Source organism: Erwinia mallotivora (genome assembly GCF_000590885.1).
Taxonomy (GTDB): Bacteria; Pseudomonadota; Gammaproteobacteria; order Enterobacterales; family Enterobacteriaceae; genus Erwinia; species Erwinia mallotivora.
The window spans coordinates 141,624-161,459 of sequence record NZ_JFHN01000053.1 but is presented as its reverse complement, the minus strand read 5'-3'; the positions used below and the strand labels follow the sequence as shown (position 1 = coordinate 161,459).

The following is a 19,836-nucleotide window of genomic DNA, read 5'->3' as shown; positions in this document are numbered from 1 at the left end:
ATTGTAGTGTCCGGCCGTTTTACGACGGACTCTGTTTAAGAACAAATAAGGAGCCATGCGATGACAACTACGCCAATGAAAATATCACTGTCAACGGCAGAGGCCGACCCCCGTTGGGGCGATAAAGCCATTCTCACCAGCAATGACGATGGCCTGACCATTCATCTGACGGGTGGCGATGCCCTGACCACCATTCAGCGCGCGGCGCGTAAAATTGACGCTCAGGGGATCCGTGCCGTCAGCCTGAGCGGCGACTGGGATCTGGAGAAAAGCTGGGCATTCTGGCAGGGTTATCGCGCGCCTAAAGGCGAGCGCAAAGTAGAGTGGGCGAAACTGAATGAGGCGGACAGCAGCGAATTCGCCCGTCGCCTGAAGACTATTGACTGGGTACGTGACACCATCAATTTGCCTGCTGAAGATCTCAGCCCGGAGCAACTGACCCAGCGTGCGGTTGATCTGCTGTGCGAGGTGGCCGGTGATAAAATCAGTTACCGCATCACCAAAGGGGACGATCTGCGTGAGCAAGGTTATCTGGGCTTACACACCGTAGGGCGTGGTTCTACCCGCAGTCCGGCGCTGCTGGCACTGGATTACAACCCGGAAGGCGAGGAGAGCACCCCGGTATTTGCCTGCCTGGTGGGTAAAGGCATCACTTTCGACACGGGTGGCTACAGTCTGAAACCGAGCGGATCGATGGATTCGATGAAATCAGATATGGGCGGTGCCGCCACGCTGACCGGTGCGCTGGCGCTGGCCATCGCCAGAGGACTGAAAAAGCGCGTTAAGCTTTATCTCTGCTGCGCTGACAATATGGTCAGCGGTAACGCATTCCGTCTGGGTGACATCATTCATTATCGCAACGGCAAAACGGTTGAAGTGATGAATACCGACGCTGAAGGGCGACTGGTGCTGGCTGATGGCCTGATTGATGCCAGTGAACAGCAGCCAGAATTGTTGATCGATGCTGCGACCCTGACTGGTGCAGCAAAAACTGCACTGGGCAATGATTATCATGCGCTTTTCAGTTTTGATGATCGGCTGGCGCAGTCGTTGTTGAGTACGGCTGCCAGTGAAAATGAACCTTTCTGGCGTCTGCCACTGGCAGAATTTCATCGTGGTCATCTGCCGTCAAACTTTGCCGATCTCAATAACATTGCCGCTCCGTCGCACACGGCTGGTGCCAGCTCTGCCGCTGCGTTCCTGTCATATTTTGTGAAGCACTATCAGCAGGGCTGGCTGCATATCGACTGCTCTGCCACCTATCGTAAAGGCGCAGTGGATCAGTGGTCAGCCGGGGCGACAGGATTGGGTGTGCGCACCGTCGCCAGTATGCTACTGAAATAATCAGCTGTTTGGACCAACGTTGTCGCTCGGGCGCTTTGCCGCGCCCGTTGACAGCTGGCGTGATATGCGGAATCAATCGATGAATGAAAGTAATCAGCGCCTGGAAGAGGTGCTAAAGCTGGCGGCGACGCAGCCGGCACACCGTCCGGAATTTTTTACCTTACTGATGGCAGCCAGCGTCTGGGTGCCGGGTGAAACGACTGAGCCAGGAGAGCTTAACGCCTCTGCTGTGGAGTTGAAGCACTGGAAAAGAGAGGACGGCAGTTCGGTGATCCCTTTTTTCACCTCCGCCAACGTAATGCAACAGGTCGCCGGTGAGGAACAACCTTTCCTGGTGATGCCGGTTCGCACACTCTTTGCGCTTACTCAGGGAGAAACCCTGTTCCTGAACCCTGAACTTCCCTCCGGGAAAGAGTTTTTGCCCCAGGAAATTGCACACCTGATGGCAGAAAACGGCAATGCGCTGACACAGCACCAGGTGCTGGAAGGGGGCACCCCGTTGCTGCTTTCTGAAGTAACTGAACCCCCGGCGCAAATGATTGAGTCACTGACAGCGCTGTTTGCAAAATACCGACAGGTTCGCCGGGCCTTTATCGCGCACATCCGCGAATCTTCCGGCGAGCAGCCGGTTTTGCTGATGGGTATTGAGGCTGACAGTGATATCGATACGATTATCCAGGCTGCGGGCAGTGTGGCGACGGATACCTTGCTGACTGATGAGCCGATTGATATCTGTCAGGTGCTGGAGCATGAATCAGGTATCAGTCATTTTTTCATTGCCCATATCACGCCTTTTTATGAGCGTCGTTGGGGAAGTTTTCTGCGGGAGTTCAAGGCGGGCGTCGCGCGATAGCCCTTTATTGCGGCAGTCACGCACGCTACCCGTGCGTGATGGTTTGCGACCTTGCGCCAATCGCGACCGGCTGGATGGACTGAAAACAGCCAGCCTGCCGGAGAAATTGCCCAGGCAGCTGGCGTTTATTCACCCAGGCTGATGGGCAAATCGTCGCGACTTCCCCATTCAGCCCATGAGCCGTCGTAAAGTCTGACGTCTCTGACCCCCAGCGTATTCAGTGCCAGTATCAGCACGATGGCCGTTACGCCAGAACCACAGCTGGCGATGACCGGCTCGCTGAGACTGACGCCATGGTGTTGCAAAATGGCCCTCAGCTCGGCGGCAGGTTTCAGCTGCCCGTTTTCCACCAGTTCATTCCAGGGCACGTTCAGGCTGCGGGGGATATGACCACGATGTAAACCGGCACGGGGTTCATCCACTTCTCCCCTGAAGCGATTGGCTGCTCTGGCATCGACCAGCTGCGCTCCGCCCTCGTGGCTGAACAGCAGTACGTCAGTAACTTTCACCGTTGCCTGAGGATCGAAACTGGCGGTGAATTCGCCTTCCGGCAGGCTGACTCCGCCACTGGCCAGCGGATGACCCGCAGCTTCCCAGGCCTTTATGCCACCAGCAAGGATTGAAACCTGTTCCACGCCTGCCTGACGCAACATCCACCAGGCTCGCGGTGCGGAAAACAGATTCCCTTCATCGTATACCACCAGATGCCGGTCACTGTTTATGCCCAGTTCACGCATGGCGACGGCGAAAGATTCAGCACGAGGCAGCATGTGTGGATAAGGGCTGCTGTGGTCGGAGAGCGTTTCAATATTAAAGAAAGGCGCATCGCGAAGGTGCTTGCTCAGATATTCAGCATGGATATCACGCGTTTTCTCCTGACCCGGTGGCAGCATCCGTGCATCAAGCACCTGAATATTTTCATCGGCATAATGTTCCGCCAGCCAGTCGGCGGTAATAAAGAAAGAGGTTGTCATTGTGGCCTCGTCGTCAGTGTCAGCATCAAGAGTTTTAACGATCCTGGGGGGTATCACAAGAGCTTCGTAGTGATATTGAGCGCTTTCATCAAGAAACAGTAGCTGTTGCTGTGTGGCGATCGAGGTTGGATTGAGTTTCAGTAAGCCAGGACGGTGAAGGCTCGGAAAGAAAGAGGTATACAGTGATAAACTGGTCTGCTTTTTCTTTCTGTGGTCATGCCTGAACAGGGGAGGATTTCAGCCTGAACAGGGAGTGTTCGGCTGCAAATGAAAGTATCGACGCGAATTATATTTTGAGCAGATTGAATCGTTTATTGAAAGTATTGCCCCTCCAGATTCATTAATATGTTTAATGACTTTTGTAGTCATTGTAAGTCATCAATAATCCAGGGGATGGAATATAAATTATGGCAAAAATATCATCACATCAGTACTATCGTCAGTCTGTCGGAAACAATGAAAACTGGAAAGCAAGTCGACAGAAACAAAAAATACCCTTTAATCAACATGTTCAGAATATTGCCAGACAGCCAGGTTTGCACAGTGGGAACAGGAACAGACACAATATGGCGCAGGCAGCTATTAGTTTATTAACCTCGTTGACTTTTGTTCATAGTGTCCCTGCCATTACACCCGCCAGGGCAAAAGAAATAACACTGGAAAACAACAATAAAAATGCCTTAATGCGCTACACGGAATACGAAAAATATCGGGCAGAAAGGGATTTAGATCGCCATAGTGAGCGAAATGAAAATAATTTTTCACAGAAAAGCGGAAGAGACAGTGCCAGAAAAACAGGCCCTCATTCTGGAAGGGAAAATCAATCAGAATTATCACCCCTGTCCAATGCGCACGATGCTATATTATTAAATACAGAACAAAATAATGAAAATTTAATTAATTCTGATTTAACCTCTTCTTACTTTAATTTTCTCCCTGTTGTCAATTCCGCACCTGTACCGAAAATTCAAAATAAAAGCGGATGGAGCGATATACGGCGGTTTGGGGCTTGCGACTATATTGTCACCTTTAATTGTTGGAATGATTGCAGACAAATTTTTCAGTTCCCGAAAAGTTATGGGTACATTACATTTGATTAATGCCGCAGTTCTGCTTTTAATACCAAAATACATATTGTCTCACAATAATACTATGTTTTTAGTTATGATTTTTATTGTGGGCCTCCTTTTCTATCCTACTGCTGCATTGGCAAATAGTATAAGTTTCCGTCATGCCAGTGGTGTTAAAACCTTTCCAGTTATTCGCGTGTTTGGAACTCTGGGTTTTATAACCATAGGATTTATACTCGGACAGCTTGGTTTTTCAGGCAGTATCATGACCTGGTATATCGCAAGTGTGGCCGGAGCTTGTCTGGGATTATATTGTTTTTCCTTACCCAATACTCCGCCTAAGGATAAAGGAGGGGAGTTTAAAATTGCAGATATGTTATGTCTGGATGCGCTGTCGCTCTTCAAAGATAAAAATTTCAGTGTATTTATGCTCAGCACCTTTTTCCTGATGATACCCAAGACGGCCTACTCCGCTTATATACCCGTATTTTTAAAATCTTTGGGGTTTGATAATGCAGCGTCAATGTTACAAATAGGTACTTTTTTTGAAATTATATTCATGTTTGTTCTTTCATTTTTTTTGATGAAATTTGGTTTTAAGAACGTTATTCTTTTAGGCGCGGTTTGTTGGATAATAAGATGCTTTTTGCTATCTCACTCAGCAACAGACAATCATATAATCTATGTTTTAATAGCATTAATGCTGCAAAGTTTTTGTTGGGATTTTTTCTTTACGGCAGGTGATATCTACGTGGATAGCAAAGCTGGAGAAAAGATTAAAGCACAAGCACAAAGTTTGCGATTCATTGTATCCAATGGACTGGGTTTGATGTTTGCATCAACCGTATGTGGAAAGATTTTCAACAATACAGTGGTATTAAATGACGTCCAGGAAATGTCGCAATGGAAGGGCTTTTGGATATATCCGATGATTATTTCTGCGATAGTCTCTTTATGCTTTTTTATCTTTTTCAAAGATGGTTCGAAAAAAAAGGTGAATTCATCTGCCGCTTAAATTCAAAGATTTAGTAATTTTTAAATAAAGTGCAGCATACAACTCATAACAGTCAAAACTGATATTGAGCATTTTGATGTTGCACATTATTTTTTTGCTTATCATGGAGTGTTGTTCATGTCTCTGGCTCAGTTAATTGATGGTTTTTCAGATGTTATAAATAACTGGGAGCCTTTTTTAAAGTTCAGTATTTCTTTTATCCTCGGTGCTGTTATTGGTTGGGAGAGAGAATCCAAAAACAAACCTGTGGGAATAAAAACATGCATTATTATTGCTGTTGCAAGCTGTTTATTAACCCAGGTTTCAATTCAGTCAGCAGAACATTATGCTGAAATGTCCACTAATATACGAACCGATCCGATGAGGCTTGCGGCTCAGGTTATTAGTGGTGTTGGGTTTCTTGGAGCGGGTGTCATCATGCACAGGCAGGGGGATGGCATCTCTGGTTTAACTACCGCAGCTATCATCTGGGCCTCTGCCGGTGTCGGCATAGCCTGCGGTTCTGCATTTTACCTTTATGCGGTGTTTGGTACGATACTATTTTTGATTGCAATTCGATTCAGTTCTTTTCTTGGCCGTTTTAAACACAATGATGGTCATGTGCATAAAGTATCTGTCAATCTGATTATGCAAGACAGCCAAACCATTCCGTTGATTTTTTCATGTATGCGAGATAGAAAATGTAATATAGACAGCATTAATATTATCGATGGAAAAAAAAGGGAAAATTGTTTTACATATGAGGGTGTCGACGAGTAAAAAAATAACCGTTTTCAGTCTTTATTCTATGCTAAAAAATATTGAAGGAGTTTTTTCCGTTGCTCTCGAGCGTTAATTTTTCCTCGCAATTGATAATAAATCGATCAGCTGTAACTAATGGATGGTGTCAGGTTGGCTATAAATGATGTTATATTTTTAGCTGACAAATTTTCCTCATTCTTACAATTTAAAAATATAAAAAGACTGTTGATACATATGTGTAATGCGTTGGCTAAATGTCAGAAGCCGCTTTAAGATGGACTGGTGTATATCAGTAATATAAAAGCTGATGGTGATTTTAACCCTTATTATTTTCATTTTTGATAATAAAAATAGATATCATTTTTATCGGCGGATTTACAGGTAATGTGAATATAAAAAATTCAGGGAGTTCTCATTGTTTAATCAATCTGGATAGATTTATGCGTTTTGACACCTGGACAATAACGCGCTGACGCCTGTCTTCTTCGTATCATCCTGATATCCGGATGTTTGTGATTTGTTAAGTCTTAGGCGTACCGGTAAAGATTGTTTAGAAATTTGTTGAATCTCTGATAGGCAAGCCAGTCGATGCGCCCTATAATCGGCGCCATTTTCAGGGCCGGAGAGCATTTCGCTGGTCACACTCGACATCAAACAGGGGTCCACATGACTATTGAACGTACTTTTTCTATCGTAAAGCCGAACGCGGTGGCAAAAAACGTAATTGGTGCCATTTTTAACCGTTTTGAAAGCGCGGGTTTCAAAATCGTTGGCAGCAAAATGCTGCACCTGAGCAAAGAGCAGGCGGAAGGTTTCTATGCTGAGCATCAGGGTAAACCTTTCTTTGATGGTCTGGTTGAATTCATGACCTCTGGTCCGGTTGTTGTTTCCGTGCTGGAAGGCGAAAACGCTGTGCAGCGTCATCGCGATCTGATGGGCGCAACCAATCCGGCCAACGCACTGGCTGGCACCCTGCGTGCTGACTACGCTGACAGCTTTACGGAAAATGCGACCCACGGTTCCGATTCCGTTGAATCGGCAACACGTGAAATCGCTTATTTCTTTGGTGAAGGCGAAGTTTGCCCACGTACCCGATAAGGTTTTGGCTTCAGGCGCTGACGGCGTGTTTACAAATAATTTTGCTGACGCGCTTTAACCTGTTTTAGCTCACCTGTAGAATACCCGCCCCTGATGAGGATACGTCCTTCAGGGGCGTTTCATTTATTTCTGACCGTGTTTGTCATCGCTGATTTTGCCTGAATAATATACCCGCAATCAGCAACAGACTCTTTCAGAGCTGTACCTTACCCCCAGCGCCATAACGTGTAATAACGAGGCCAGAGAAAATTATGTCTGAACACAATGTGACTTTGTCGTCCGTATCTCCTGTGGTTGTCGCGCCAGAAAAAGCCAAAATTAACCTGCTCGATCTGAATCGCCAGCAAATGCGTGAATTTTTCGTCAGCCTTGGTGAAAAGCCTTTTCGCGCTGACCAGGTGATGAAGTGGATTTATCACTATTGTTGCGATGATTTTGATCAGATGACCGATATCAACAAGGTTTTTCGCGGCAAATTAAAAGCATTAGCAGAAATTCGTGCCCCTGAGGTGGCAGAAGAGCAGCGGTCTGCTGATGGAACCATTAAATGGGCCATCACCGTGGGCGGCCAGCAGGTTGAAACGGTATATATTCCGGAAAAAGATCGCGCGACACTCTGCGTCTCTTCCCAGGTGGGTTGCGCGCTGGAATGTAAATTCTGCTCCACGGCTCAGCAGGGTTTTAACCGTAATCTGCGCGTTTCGGAGATTATCGGCCAGGTCTGGCGCGCGGCTAAAATTATTGGCGCCTCGAAAGTCACCGGACAACGCCCCATTACCAACGTGGTGATGATGGGCATGGGAGAGCCCCTGCTGAATCTGAATAATGTGGTCCCGGCAATGGAAATCATGCTCGACGATTTCGGCTTCGGGCTGTCTAAACGTCGCGTGACGCTCTCTACGTCCGGCGTGGTTCCGGCTCTGGATAAGCTGGGCGATATGATCGACGTGGCGCTGGCGATCTCTTTGCACGCGCCGAATGACACAATTCGTGACGAAATTGTGCCCATCAATAAAAAGTACAATATTGCGACATTTTTGGGCTCGGTCAGTCGTTATATCTCCAAATCGAATGCCAATCAGGGCCGGGTGACTATTGAGTATGTGATGCTTGATCATGTCAACGACAGCACGGACAATGCCCATGAGCTGGCCGCCTTGCTGAAAGATACCCCGTGCAAGATTAACCTTATCCCGTGGAACCCCTTCCCTGGGGCACCTTATGGTCGTAGTTCAAACAGTCGTATTGACCGTTTCTCTAAAGTGTTGATGGATTACGGTTTTACCACTATTGTGCGTAAGACTCGCGGTGATGATATTGATGCTGCCTGTGGTCAGCTTGCGGGTGAGGTTATTGACCGTACCCGGCGGACGATGCGTAAAAAAATGGCGGGTGAGACGATTTCTGTGAAAGCGCTCTGAAAGCCTGATTTTTAACCAGCTGGCGACTGTCAGCCCTGATTCGATTGGCGTAGGATACTTCGCAAGTCAATCAGGAGGCCGTATGGGTAAAGGACTACCGGTTTGGCTGGCTTTTTTGCTGAGTGCATGTAGCCAGTCACCACATCATAGTGAGCTGGCACTCACAAGGTTACAACTGGGGTTGGAATATCTTGCCCGCGATGACCTTGAACCGGCGCGGCGTAACCTTGCGCAGGCGCTCTCTCTGGCACCGGATGATTACCGCTGCCAGCTGGCGATGGCGCGTTATCAACAGCGACTGGGCAACGATGGAACGGCAGGCCAGTATTACCAAAAAGCGGTGCGCCTGGCAGGACAAAACCGTGATGTAATCAATAATTACGGTGCGTTTCTCTGTGGTTTAGGGCAGTATGATGCGGCTCAGCAGCAGTTCCGTAAGGCCGCAGAATTATCTGAAAACGAGGGTCATGCCGATGCGATCGAAAATGCCGGATATTGCTATCTCCGTGCAGGAGAGATGCAGAAGGCTGAAGCGGCGTTAATACAAGCGACGCAAAACGATTCGCTCAGAGGGCTGGCACTGCTGGCAGAAGCCGAAAGGCGATTTGGAAAGAATGAGCGCGATAGCTCGCGGCTCCTGTTAGATGTTTATCAACGCAACTTTGCTGCCTCGGCAGAAAGCTTGTGGCTAGAGATTCGCTTCGCCGCGCAGGCCAGGCACCCTGAAGCCCTAAGACAGGCTGGGGAGAAGCTGGCGCGAAATTTTCCACAATCGATACAGTACCTGCATTTTTTAGCTAATGAATACTGAAGCCATTCAAGACAAATCAGCACCAAACTCAACGGGCGATCGCCTGCGCGAAGCCCGTGAAAACATGGGCCTGACTCAGCAGAACGTTGCAGAACGCCTGTGCCTGAAACTTTCCACCGTCAGAGACATTGAAGAGGATAAGTCCCCGGCCGATCTGGCTTCAACGTTTCTGCGCGGCTACATCCGCTCGTATGCGCGTCTGGTGCATGTGCCGGAAGAGGAACTGTTGCCAATGATGGCTAAACAGGTTCCTGTACGCGCTGCAAAGGTTCAGCCAATGCAGGGCTTTGCGCTGGGCAAACGGCGCAAAAAACGTGATGGCTGGCTGATGATCTTCACCTGGCTGGTGTTATTTGTGGTGGTGGGCCTTACCGGCGCATGGTGGTGGCAGAACCACAAAGCAGCGCAGGACGATCTGGTTTCGATGTCCGATCAGAACGCTGGCACCCACGCGGATAACAGTCAGTCAATTCCCCTGACAGACACTAACAGTGCTGACAGCACTTCCGCAGCGAATACCTCAACTGCGCAACCTGCTGCACCTTCTGTACCGACGGCAAATCAGTCTGCTTCAGCGCCATCCGTTCCCGCTACTAATCAGGCGGCATCCTCTTCAACGTCAAATGCGCCATCGACCTCCTCTGCGGGCGCTGGCACGCAGCCTGCGGTGGTCTCTCCGTCTCAGGCCCCGGTTGACAGTAATACCGCTGCACAGATGCCAACCAGTGCTGCCGGCGTCAGTGCGCCAGCTACCGATGCCAATGCGCTGGTCATGAATTTTACTAAAGATTGCTGGCTGGAAGTGAGCGATGCAACAGGCAAGAAACTGTTCAGCGGAATGCAACGTAGCGGTGGTAAACTCAGCCTCGCGGGGACCGCGCCGTATCGCCTCAAAATCGGTGCGCCGGGCGCTGTGCAGATCCAGTATCAGGGACAGCCAGTCGATTTAAGCCGATTCATCCGTTCCAACCAGGTTGCGCGCCTGTCCGTTGGTGCAAACTAAAGCATCTTACCGGTCGCGGGTAATTCCGGAGAAAGAATATGCATAACGAAGCACCCATTATCCGTCGCAAATCGAAGCGAATTTACGTCGGCAAGGTGCCTGTTGGCGATGGTGCACCCATCGCCGTCCAGTCGATGACCAATACGCGCACCACCGATGTCGCGGCGACAGTTAATCAAATTAAGGCGCTTGAGCGCGTTGGCGTGGACATTGTTCGCGTTTCCGTTCCCACCATGGATGCCGCCGAAGCATTCCGTCTGATTAAACAGCAGGTCGGTGTGCCGCTGGTCGCAGATATCCATTTTGACTACCGTATTGCCCTGAAGGTCGCTGAGTACGGGGTGGACTGTCTGCGTATTAACCCCGGCAATATCGGTAATGAAGAGCGTATCCGCCAGGTGGTTGACTGCGCCCGCCATAACAATATTCCGATCCGCATCGGCGTTAACGCCGGATCGCTTGAAAAGGACCTCCAGGAAAAATACGGTGAGCCAACGCCACAGGCCCTGCTGGAATCAGCGATGCGCCATGTGGATCACCTTGATCGCCTCAACTTTGATCAGTTTAAAGTCAGCGTGAAAGCGTCCGATGTCTTTCTGGCGGTAGAATCGTATCGCCTGCTGGCAAAGCAGATTGAACAGCCGTTGCACCTGGGGATTACCGAAGCCGGTGGGGCACGAGCAGGCGCAGTAAAATCCGCCATCGGCCTTGGGCTGCTGTTGTCAGAAGGGATTGGCGATACGCTGCGTATTTCACTGGCTGCGGATCCGGTGGAAGAGGTGAAAGTCGGCTTTGATATCCTCAAGTCGCTGCGTATCCGTTCGCGCGGCATCAATTTTATTGCCTGTCCTACCTGCTCACGTCAGGAATTTGACGTTATCGGCACGGTAAACGCGCTGGAGCAGCGGCTGGAAGATATTATCACGCCGATGGATGTTTCCATTATCGGCTGCGTGGTTAACGGGCCGGGCGAAGCGCTGGTCTCCACGCTGGGCGTGACCGGTAGCAATAAGAAAAGCGGATTCTATGAAGATGGCGTGCGCCTGCGCGAGCGCCTGGACAACCATGACATGATTGACCAACTGGAGGCGCGTATCCGTGCCAAGGCGGCAATGATGGATGAATCCCGTCGCATTGATGTTCAGCAGGTTGAAAAATAATCTGATGCATGGGCCAACGGGTCCATGCTCAATTTACATGGTGAGAAAAAGGCAGTGGCAAAAAATATTCAGGCAATTCGTGGCATGAACGATTACCTGCCGGCAGATACCGCAGTCTGGCAACGTATTGAGCAGACTCTCAGGCAGGTTCTGGCCAGCTATGGTTACAGCGAAATCCGCCTGCCGATTGTAGAGCAGACCCCGTTATTCAAACGCGCTATTGGTGAAGTGACCGACGTGGTTGAAAAAGAGATGTATACCTTCGACGACCGTAATGGCGAAAGCCTGACGCTACGGCCGGAAGGGACGGCAGGCTGTGTGCGTGCCGGTATCGAACACGGTCTGCTGTACAATCAGGAACAACGTTTGTGGTACAGCGGGCCGATGTTCCGTTATGAGCGTCCTCAAAAGGGGCGCTATCGTCAGTTTCACCAGATTGGCGCAGAGGTTTTCGGTCTGCAAGGACCGGACGTCGACGCCGAACTGATTATGATGACCGCCCGCTGGTGGAAAGCTCTGGGCATTGCGGAGCACGTCAGTCTGGAGCTTAATTCGATTGGTTCGCTGGAGGCGCGGGCCAGCTACCGTGATGCGCTGGTTGCTTTTCTGGAACAGCATCAGGATGTGCTGGATGAAGACTGTAAACGCCGCATGTACAGCAATCCGCTACGGGTGCTGGACAGTAAAAATGCACAGGTGCAGGCGTTACTGAACGACGCGCCACAGCTGGCTGACCATCTGGATGCGGATTCTCGTGAGCACTTTGCCGGTCTGTGTCAGTTACTGGACGCCGCAGGTATTGCCTATACCATCAATCAGCGGCTGGTTCGCGGTCTGGACTATTACAATCGTACAGTCTTTGAGTGGGTCACCAGCAGTCTGGGCTCGCAGGGCACGGTGTGTGGTGGTGGACGCTATGATGGTCTCGTCGAGCAGTTAGGTGGTCGCGCCACACCGGCCGTTGGTTTCGCCATGGGAATGGAACGTTTAGTCCTGCTGGTGCAGGCGGTGAATCCGGAATTTGAACCGTCACGCATTGTCGATGTCTATGTTATCGCTTCAGGTCAGGGTGTGCAGTCCGCTGCGATGCAACTGGCCGAACAGCTGCGCGATATCGCCCCCTCAATGAAGATAATGACGAATTTTGGTGGCGGTAATTTCAAGAAGCAATTTGCCCGTGCTGATAAATGGGGCGCTCGCATTGCGCTGGTACTGGGCGAGGCGGAAGTGGCTAACGGTGAAGTGGTGATTAAAGATTTACGTAACGGTGAGCAGCAGACAGTCAGTCAGGGTGATGCCTCTGCCAGGCTGACCACGCTGTTGCAGCAGACAGCCGCTATTTAAGGAGAAGGTTTGCGTGGAAGTGTATAGCAACGAAAACGAACAGGTCGATGCGCTGAAGGGCTTTTTTGCCCAGAATGGCAAAGCATTGGTGATTGGCGTGGTAATTGGTGTTGCCGCGCTGGCAGGCTGGCGTTACTGGAGCAGCCATCAGGATAACCGTCATATCGAGGCATCGGCGGCATGGCAACAGGTAGCCACCCGGCTCGATAACAGCAAACCAGAAACACTGGATGCGGCGACAAAGTTTGCCAGTGAAAATCCGAATACCTATGGGGCAATAGCCTCACTGGAACTGGCAAAACGCTATGTTGACAACAATCAGTTGGACAAGGCCGCCGCGCAGTTGCAGAGCGGATTGAAAGATACCAAAGACGCTAACCTTCAGGCCGTGCTCAATTTGCGCCTGGCCCGTATTCAGTTGCAGTTGAAGCAGCCAGAGGAAGCGCTGAAAACCCTTGACGCGGTGAAAGGGGATGGCTGGACGGCTATCGTGGCGGATGTACGCGGCGAAGCGCTGCTGAGCAAGGGTGACAACAACGGTGCCCGTGATGCCTGGAATAAAGGCATCGCTTCTGATGCGTCTCCGGCATTAAAAGAGATGCTGCAAATGAAAATGAATAATCTTCCGGGTTAAATTCACCACGGGTAAAACAGCCGCTACAGGCACAAGAGGGATTTCATGGAATTGCGTAAGATACTTCTGCCGGGACTGATTTCAGTTACCCTACTCAGCGGATGTTCATGGTTCAGCGGTGAAGAAGACGTCGTTAAAATGTCTCCACTGCCAAAAGTTGAAAATCAGTTCACTCCGCAAAAAATCTGGAGTGCCTCCGTCGGTGATGGTGTAGGTGATTACTACTCTAACCTCCATCCTGCGTGGTCTGAGAGCAGCGTCTATGCTGCTGACCGCTTTGGTATAGTCAAAGCGCTGAATGCCTCTGATGGTAAAGAGCAGTGGAAGGTTAACCTGTCTGAGAAGACCGGATTTTTCTCCAAAAATCTGTCTGCCTTACTGTCAGGCGGCGTGACCGTTGATGCAGAGCATCTCTACCTTGGCAGTGAACGTGGTCAGGTCTATGCGCTGAATACTAAAGATGGATCGATTGCCTGGCAGACCAAAGCCGCGGGTGAAGTCCTCTCCCGGCCGGTTGTCAGCGATGGCCTGGTACTGGTACACACCAGCAATGGCATGTTGCAGGGGCTTGATCAAGCCAGCGGCGTGGTGAAGTGGAGTGTGAATCTTGATGTGCCTTCGCTCTCACTGCGTGGAGAGTCGGCTCCGGCCACGGCTTTTGGTGCGGCTATCGTAGGCGGTGATAATGGTCGCGTCAGTGCGGTGATGATGAATCAGGGCCAGATAATCTGGCAGCAGCGTATCTCTCAGCCAACCGGTGCAACCGAAATTGACCGCCTGGCGGATGTGGACACCACACCAATTATCGTTAACGGGGTGGTTTATGCGCTGGCTTACAATGGCAATCTCGCGGCTCTGGATTTGCGTTCTGGTCAGATAATCTGGAAACGTGAAATTGGTTCGGTTCACGATATGATCGTCGATGCGGGACGTATTTATCTGGTCGATCAGGATGACCGTGTCGTCGCACTCAGCACTGAAGGTGGGGTCACCGTCTGGCGTCAGAGCGATCTGCTGCACCGTAATCTGACCTCGCCGGTGCTCTACAATGGTTATATTGTGGTGGGTGACAGCGAAGGTTACCTGCACTGGCTTAACACCACCGATGGACGCTTTGTTGCTCAGCAGAAAGTCGACAGCTCTGGTTTTCAGACGGAACCCGTTGTTGCCAGCGACAAACTGCTGATTCAGGCGAAGGGTGGCGAAGTTTACGCCTTCACTCGCTAACTGCATCAAGCATGAGGTCTGCCACGGCTCCTGATAATTCAGGGGCCGTTTCGTTTTTTCCGGGGCGTGGTATTCTTTACGCCGTCAGCCTGCGGGTGGTACAGCCAAAATTATCGCAATCGTCACTGATGGCCGTTGTCTGCCTCTGTCGCGACTTACTTAATTGCCCGGACAGATAACTTCACCGTTCTGTTCATGATTTCGGCAGTACCGTCTTTTTGTCAGGCGTTTATTTTTTGCTATGAGGCTTCATATGGTACCTGTGGTCGCGCTGGTCGGGCGTCCCAATGTGGGAAAATCCACCCTGTTTAACCGTTTAACACGCACGCGAGACGCGCTGGTGGCAGACTTTCCCGGACTCACCCGCGATCGTAAATACGGTCGGGCTGAGGTTGAAGGCCGGGAATTTATCTGCATTGATACCGGCGGCATCGACGGTACGGAAGAGGGGGTCGAAGTGCGTATGGCCGAGCAGTCACTGTTAGCGATTGAGGAAGCTGACGTAGTGCTGTTTATGGTCGATGCGCGTGCCGGTTTGATGGACGCGGACAAGGGGATAGCCAGACATCTGCGTACCCGTGAGAAACCCACCTTTCTGGTTGCTAACAAAACTGACGGGCTGGATCCGGATTCGGCAGTTGTGGATTTCTGGTCGCTGGGACTGGGTGACATCCATCCTATCGCCGCATCGCACGGGCGGGGTGTGACCAGCCTGCTGGAGATGGTTTTGCTGCCCTGGATGGACGAAATCGATCCGCGGGAAGTGACTGAAGAAGACGAAAACGAAGCTTACTGGGCTGCGCTGGCGGCAAAAGAGAGCGGCGAGGAACCAGCCGAGCCAGAAGATGACTTCAATCCGCTGGATCTGCCGATCAAGCTGGCGATTGTCGGGCGTCCTAACGTGGGGAAATCCACGCTGACCAACCGGATTCTGGGGGAGGATCGGGTGGTGGTTTACGACATGCCGGGAACCACCCGTGACAGTATTTATATCCCGATGGAACGAGATGGCCGCGAATATATCCTGATTGATACTGCCGGGGTACGTAAGCGTGGCAAAATTACCGACACCGTTGAGAAATTTTCGGTGATAAAGACCCTACAGGCGATTGAAGACGCTAACGTGGTCATGTTGGTGATTGACGCCCGTGAGGGTATTTCCGATCAGGATCTTTCGCTGCTGGGCTTTATCCTGAACAGCGGACGCTCTCTGGTGATCGTGGTCAACAAGTGGGATGGGCTGTCACAGGAAGTACGTGATGAAGTCAAAGAGGCGCTGGATTATCGTCTGGGCTTTATCGATTTTGCGCGCGTGCACTTTATTTCTGCGTTGCACGGCAGCGGCGTTGGTAATCTGTTTGAATCCATTACTGAAGCTTACGACTGCTCAACCCGCCGGGTGAACACCTCAATGCTGACTCGCATCATGAATATGGCGGCAGATGATCATCAGCCACCGCTGGTTCGTGGACGTCGGGTTAAGCTGAAATATGCCCATGCAGGGGGTTACAACCCGCCGATCGTGGTAATCCACGGTAATCAGGTTAAAGATCTGCCTGACTCATACAAACGTTATCTGATGAATTATTTCCGTCGTTCGCTTGATGTGATGGGTACGCCGATACGTATCCAGTTTAAAGAGGGTGACAACCCGTTTGCAGGTAAACGTAACCTGCTGACACCGAATCAGCAACGTAAACGCAAGCGTCTGATGAGCCATTTGAAAAAAAACAAACGTTGATATATTGGGGCCTTTCTGGCCCCTTTTTGTTGCCAGTCAGATAGCTTCGCTGCGAATGGATTAATTGATGGCTGACGTTTTTTCGCCTGCTAATGGCAGTGGTTTTTTTTAAATTAAAGCCCGCTGTTTCGCGGGTACTCTGTCTTAACGACGACAGGAGTTCATCATGAGTATGATATGTCCGTTTTGTCAGCAGCCCCTTAATCTGCAAGAGGGGCGATGTCTGTGCTGTCAGCACAGTATTGAATTACAACCCATCTGTCCTGAATGCGCCCGGCCATTGCAGGTTTTAAAAGCCTGTGGTGCCGTAGATTTCTTTTGTACGCATGGACACGGCCTGATATCAAAAAAACGGGTGCGCTATATCGCGCAACAATAATTTTCACTGACGACGGATGACGATGAGTGGTTAAGCCATTCGTCTGATTTCCCCTCTCCGACGATAATTATCGACTGATTAATTTCATTTTTATTATTCTGCCATCCAGTATCTTCGCCCTTTAAGAAACTATCTATAATTTAATGGCGTAAGATCAGATGTCTGCTAAAAAGGGCATCTAATCTTCAGTAAAAATGGATATTTATCTGACTGAACTGTTTATTGACGGTGCAATACCTCTTGCCTGATTTAGCTAAAAATGGCGAGAAGTTTACGGTTTGTTAATTTTATGTTTATTGGATTATGAACCGCATGGTACAATTTTTGCCGTTATTTAAACAATCAATTGAGCCTTATTCTTCTTAAGGAGTATTTTTGCCATGTCCCAAATGAATGCACGGTCGTCGAAATGGCTGGGCTTATGGTGCGTTGTGCTGGGCCTGTTATTTCTGGCAACCGGCCTGTTCTTTGTAATCGGTGGCGGCAAACTGATTTCACTGGGCGGCAGCGCGTATTTTGTTATTGCAGGCATCTTTACGGTTATTTCCGCTATACAGTTTTTCCGCCGTAAATCATCTGCCGTTTCCATCTTCTTACTGGTATTTATTGGCTCGGCTATCTGGGCGGTGCAGGATGCCGGCTTTGATTTCTGGCCGCTGGTTTCCCGCCTGATGACGCTGGCCGGATTCCTGCTGCTGGCGATGATCACACTGCCCGCCCTGCGCAGACATGAAGGTAAAACCTCTGCTGCCGTGCCCGCTTATGCTGTGGCTGCGGTGGTACTGGTTGGTATGGTGGCCACCCTTGTACAGATGTTTCAGCCCCATCCGACGGTGCAGGATGGTCAGACATTGCCTCTGGTGCCGGTGGCAAAAGATCAGCAGCAAAAAAACTGGGATAATTACGGCAACATGCCTGGCGGCAGCCGTTTTGTCGCGCTGGACCAGATTACCCGCGACAATGTTAAAGACCTGAAAGTCGCCTGGACCTATCACACGGGTGATATCCCTCTCAGCCCCGATGGTAATGGCGCGGAAGATCAGCAAACGCCGTTGCAGGTGGGCAACACCGTTTTCCTCTGTACTCCGCATAACAATGTTATTGCCGTCGCTGCTGATACGGGTAAACAGATCTGGAAAGCAGAGATCAATGCCAAGTCATCGGTCTGGATGCGTTGCCGTGGGCTGGCATATTTTGATGCCACTAAGCCGCTGACCCAACCTGGTGCGCCGGGTTCCGTTCCTCCGGCCCCGATCAGCCTCGCTGCTGATGCGGCCTGCCAGCGTCGTATTCTGATGAACACCATTGACGCACGCCTGATGGCTATTGATGCCGACAGCGGCAAGCTGTGTGCCGATTTCGGTAACAACGGCACCGTCAATCTGCGCGAAGGCATGGGTGATGCTAAAGATCCGAGCTATGTGCTGACTTCAGCACCCACGCTTGCGGGCAGCACCGTGGTGGTGGGAGGCCGGGTAGCGGACAACGTCAGCACAGATATGCCTGGCGGCGTGATGCGTGGCTTTGATGTCATCACCGGCAAAATGCGCTGGGCGTTTGATCCGGGTAAAGACGATCCTAATGCGCAACTGATGCCGGGTGAGCATTACACGCGCAGCACGCCTAACTCATGGGCACCGATGTCTTATGATGCCAATATGAATACCGTGTTTATCCCTATGGGGAGCTCATCGGTTGATCTCTGGGGCGTCAATCGTACCCGTCTTGATCATAAATATGGCGCGTCAGTGTTGGCCGTTGATGCCACTACCGGCAAAGAAAAATGGGTCTGGCAGACCGTGCATAACGATCTGTGGGATTTTGACCTGCCGATGCAGCCAAGCCTGGTTAATTTCCCGCTGAAAGATGGCAGCAGCAAACCGGCGGTGGTGATTGGCACAAAATCCGGTCAGATCTATGTGCTGGATCGTCAGACCGGGCAGCCGCTGACCAAAGTGGAAGAGCAGCCGGTTCCGCTGGCTAATATTCCCAATGAGCAATATTCCAAAACTCAGCCGCGTTCGGTTGGCATGCCGCAGATTGGTAATGAGACGCTGAAAGAGTCGGATATGTGGGGGGCCACGCCGTTTGATCAGCTGGCCTGTCGCATCAGCTTCAAGTCAATGCGCTACAACGGCCTGTACACTGCTCCGGGCACCGATAAATCACTCAGCTATCCCGGCTCTCTGGGCGGCATGAACTGGGGCAGCATGTCGACGGATCCAGAGCACAACTACCTGTTCGTTAATGATATGCGTCTTGGGCTGTGGCAGCAGATGGTGCCTGCGGCACCGGCGAAAAACGGCGCGGTCAGCAATGGAGGCGAAGCGGTTAATACCGGTATGGGTGTGGTTCCGATGAAGGGTACGCCATATGCGGTGAACAAAAACCGCTTTATGTCGCCACTGGGCATTCCCTGCCAGAAGCCACCGTTTGGCACCCTGTCTGCGATTGATTTGAAAACGCAGAAAATTGTCTGGCAGGTGCCTTTGGGCACGGTGCAGGATACCGGACCTTTTGGTATTAAAATGCATGCCAAAATGCCGATCGGGATGCCTTCTCTGGGCGGATCGCTGGCGACGCAGGGTGGACTGGTCTTCATTGCCGGAACCCAGGACTATTATCTGCGTGCTTTCGACAGCGCCACGGGCAAAGAGGTATGGAAAGCGCGTCTGCCAGTGGGCAGCCAGGGTGGCCCAATCAGCTATGTTTCACCGCAAAACGGTAAGCAGTATATTCTGATCTCCGCAGGCGGTGCCCGTCAGTCACCGGACAGGGGTGACTACGTTATCGCCTTTGCGCTGGATAAATAAGCACGACGTGGTAATGGCATAGCCATCTTCGCAGAAGGTGGCTATGCGTAAACAACAGGCTGATGCCTCTGAAAACAGATTGCTGACTGGCCGTAACCCAAGAGGGAAACTCAGTCAGCTCTGAAAGGAAAGAATATTTTCAGGAAGTGATGAAAGGCCCCCTGATGGGCTGTACTGGAAAAGTTGAAAATCAGACTCTGCCAGCGCA

General features: G+C 50.7%; 15 protein-coding genes and 2 pseudogenes. 16 read left to right on the top strand and 1 reads right to left on the bottom strand.

Going from position 1 to position 19,836, the window contains the following annotated elements; translation table 11 throughout:
* The first annotated feature begins 60 nt into the window (after nt 1-60).
* Together pepB and sseB are read left to right on the top strand one after the other, a co-directional pair.
* Complete coding sequence (gene pepB / locus BG55_RS13250; protein ID WP_034938363.1) at nt 61-1,344, top strand: aminopeptidase PepB; 1,284 nt, start codon at nt 61-63, stop codon at nt 1,342-1,344.
* Between the two features lie 79 nt (nt 1,345-1,423).
* Nucleotides 1,424-2,197: an enhanced serine sensitivity protein SseB gene (gene sseB / locus BG55_RS13245; RefSeq protein WP_034938362.1), complete on the top strand. Its 774-nt coding sequence runs from the start codon at nt 1,424-1,426 to the stop codon at nt 2,195-2,197.
* A gap of 125 nt (nt 2,198-2,322) precedes the next feature.
* Here the strand turns inward: sseB and sseA are convergent, their stop codons facing one another.
* Nucleotides 2,323-3,171 carry a 3-mercaptopyruvate sulfurtransferase gene (sseA, locus tag BG55_RS13240; protein WP_034938360.1) on the bottom strand — a complete coding sequence of 283 codons (849 nt, stop codon included), beginning with the start codon at nt 3,169-3,171 and terminating at the stop codon, nt 2,323-2,325.
* Between the two features lie 407 nt (nt 3,172-3,578).
* Between sseA and BG55_RS23260 the strand changes: the two genes are divergently transcribed.
* The 14 genes and pseudogenes from BG55_RS23260 (at nt 3,579) to BG55_RS13180 (ending at nt 19,628) form a co-directional block, all read left to right on the top strand.
* Nucleotides 3,579-4,271, top strand: a complete 693-nt coding sequence (locus tag BG55_RS23260; protein WP_235192759.1) for a hypothetical protein — start codon at nt 3,579-3,581, stop codon at nt 4,269-4,271.
* A pseudogene (locus tag BG55_RS13235) lies at nt 4,156-5,256 on the top strand (MFS transporter); the annotation flags it as partial. The gene BG55_RS23260 and the pseudogene BG55_RS13235, both read left to right, overlap by 116 nt.
* A 117-nt stretch (nt 5,257-5,373) precedes the next feature.
* A pseudogene (locus BG55_RS13230) lies at nt 5,374-6,091 on the top strand (MgtC/SapB family protein).
* A gap of 572 nt (nt 6,092-6,663) precedes the next feature.
* Complete coding sequence (gene ndk, locus BG55_RS13225) at nt 6,664-7,095, top strand: nucleoside-diphosphate kinase (RefSeq protein ID WP_034938357.1); 432 nt, start codon at nt 6,664-6,666, stop codon at nt 7,093-7,095.
* A gap of 251 nt (nt 7,096-7,346) precedes the next feature.
* Nucleotides 7,347-8,516, top strand: a complete 1,170-nt coding sequence (gene rlmN, locus BG55_RS13220; RefSeq protein ID WP_034938356.1) for a dual-specificity RNA methyltransferase RlmN — start codon at nt 7,347-7,349, stop codon at nt 8,514-8,516.
* Between the two features lie 82 nt (nt 8,517-8,598).
* Entirely contained in the window at nt 8,599-9,327 is a 729-nt protein-coding gene (pilW, locus tag BG55_RS13215; protein WP_034938355.1) for a type IV pilus biogenesis/stability protein PilW, read from the top strand.
* A complete protein-coding gene (gene rodZ / locus BG55_RS13210) occupies nt 9,317-10,330 on the top strand; it encodes a cytoskeleton protein RodZ (RefSeq protein ID WP_034938353.1) in 1,014 nt (337 codons plus the stop codon). The genes pilW and rodZ overlap by 11 nt, the downstream gene beginning before the upstream one ends.
* A gap of 38 nt (nt 10,331-10,368) precedes the next feature.
* Nucleotides 10,369-11,490 carry a flavodoxin-dependent (E)-4-hydroxy-3-methylbut-2-enyl-diphosphate synthase gene (gene ispG, locus BG55_RS13205; protein ID WP_034938352.1) on the top strand — a complete coding sequence of 374 codons (1,122 nt, stop codon included), beginning with the start codon at nt 10,369-10,371 and terminating at the stop codon, nt 11,488-11,490.
* Nucleotides 11,491-11,544: 54 nt separating this feature from the next.
* The gene (hisS, locus tag BG55_RS13200) at nt 11,545-12,834 is read left to right on the top strand and encodes a histidine--tRNA ligase (RefSeq protein ID WP_034938711.1); all 1,290 of its coding nucleotides are present in this window, start codon (nt 11,545-11,547) and stop codon (nt 12,832-12,834) included.
* Nucleotides 12,835-12,847: 13 nt separating this feature from the next.
* The gene (locus tag BG55_RS13195) at nt 12,848-13,468 is read left to right on the top strand and encodes a YfgM family protein (protein WP_034938350.1); all 621 of its coding nucleotides are present in this window, start codon (nt 12,848-12,850) and stop codon (nt 13,466-13,468) included.
* 45 nt (nt 13,469-13,513) lie between these two features.
* Nucleotides 13,514-14,695, top strand: a complete 1,182-nt coding sequence (gene bamB / locus BG55_RS13190; RefSeq protein ID WP_034938349.1) for an outer membrane protein assembly factor BamB — start codon at nt 13,514-13,516, stop codon at nt 14,693-14,695.
* Nucleotides 14,696-14,948: 253 nt separating this feature from the next.
* Complete coding sequence (der, locus tag BG55_RS13185) at nt 14,949-16,436, top strand: ribosome biogenesis GTPase Der (protein ID WP_034938347.1); 1,488 nt, start codon at nt 14,949-14,951, stop codon at nt 16,434-16,436.
* A gap of 166 nt (nt 16,437-16,602) precedes the next feature.
* Complete coding sequence (locus BG55_RS21915; RefSeq protein ID WP_071995018.1) at nt 16,603-16,815, top strand: zinc ribbon domain-containing protein; 213 nt, start codon at nt 16,603-16,605, stop codon at nt 16,813-16,815.
* Nucleotides 16,816-17,195: 380 nt separating this feature from the next.
* Complete coding sequence (locus tag BG55_RS13180; RefSeq protein ID WP_034938345.1) at nt 17,196-19,628, top strand: glucose/quinate/shikimate family membrane-bound PQQ-dependent dehydrogenase; 2,433 nt, start codon at nt 17,196-17,198, stop codon at nt 19,626-19,628.
* Nucleotides 19,629-19,836 lie beyond the last annotated feature (208 nt).

Coding starts and splice junctions, on each gene's coding strand:
- pepB (WP_034938363.1), top strand. CDS start 61: ATGACAACTACGCCAATGAAAATATCACTGTCAACGGCAGAGGCCGAC.
- sseB (WP_034938362.1), top strand. CDS start 1,424: ATGAATGAAAGTAATCAGCGCCTGGAAGAGGTGCTAAAGCTGGCGGCG.
- sseA (WP_034938360.1), bottom strand. CDS start 3,171: ATGACAACCTCTTTCTTTATTACCGCCGACTGGCTGGCGGAACATTAT.
- BG55_RS23260 (WP_235192759.1), top strand. CDS start 3,579: ATGGCAAAAATATCATCACATCAGTACTATCGTCAGTCTGTCGGAAAC.
- ndk (WP_034938357.1), top strand. CDS start 6,664: ATGACTATTGAACGTACTTTTTCTATCGTAAAGCCGAACGCGGTGGCA.
- rlmN (WP_034938356.1), top strand. CDS start 7,347: ATGTCTGAACACAATGTGACTTTGTCGTCCGTATCTCCTGTGGTTGTC.
- pilW (WP_034938355.1), top strand. CDS start 8,599: ATGGGTAAAGGACTACCGGTTTGGCTGGCTTTTTTGCTGAGTGCATGT.
- rodZ (WP_034938353.1), top strand. CDS start 9,317: ATGAATACTGAAGCCATTCAAGACAAATCAGCACCAAACTCAACGGGC.
- ispG (WP_034938352.1), top strand. CDS start 10,369: ATGCATAACGAAGCACCCATTATCCGTCGCAAATCGAAGCGAATTTAC.
- bamB (WP_034938349.1), top strand. CDS start 13,514: ATGGAATTGCGTAAGATACTTCTGCCGGGACTGATTTCAGTTACCCTA.
- der (WP_034938347.1), top strand. CDS start 14,949: ATGGTACCTGTGGTCGCGCTGGTCGGGCGTCCCAATGTGGGAAAATCC.
- BG55_RS21915 (WP_071995018.1), top strand. CDS start 16,603: ATGAGTATGATATGTCCGTTTTGTCAGCAGCCCCTTAATCTGCAAGAG.
- BG55_RS13180 (WP_034938345.1), top strand. CDS start 17,196: ATGTCCCAAATGAATGCACGGTCGTCGAAATGGCTGGGCTTATGGTGC.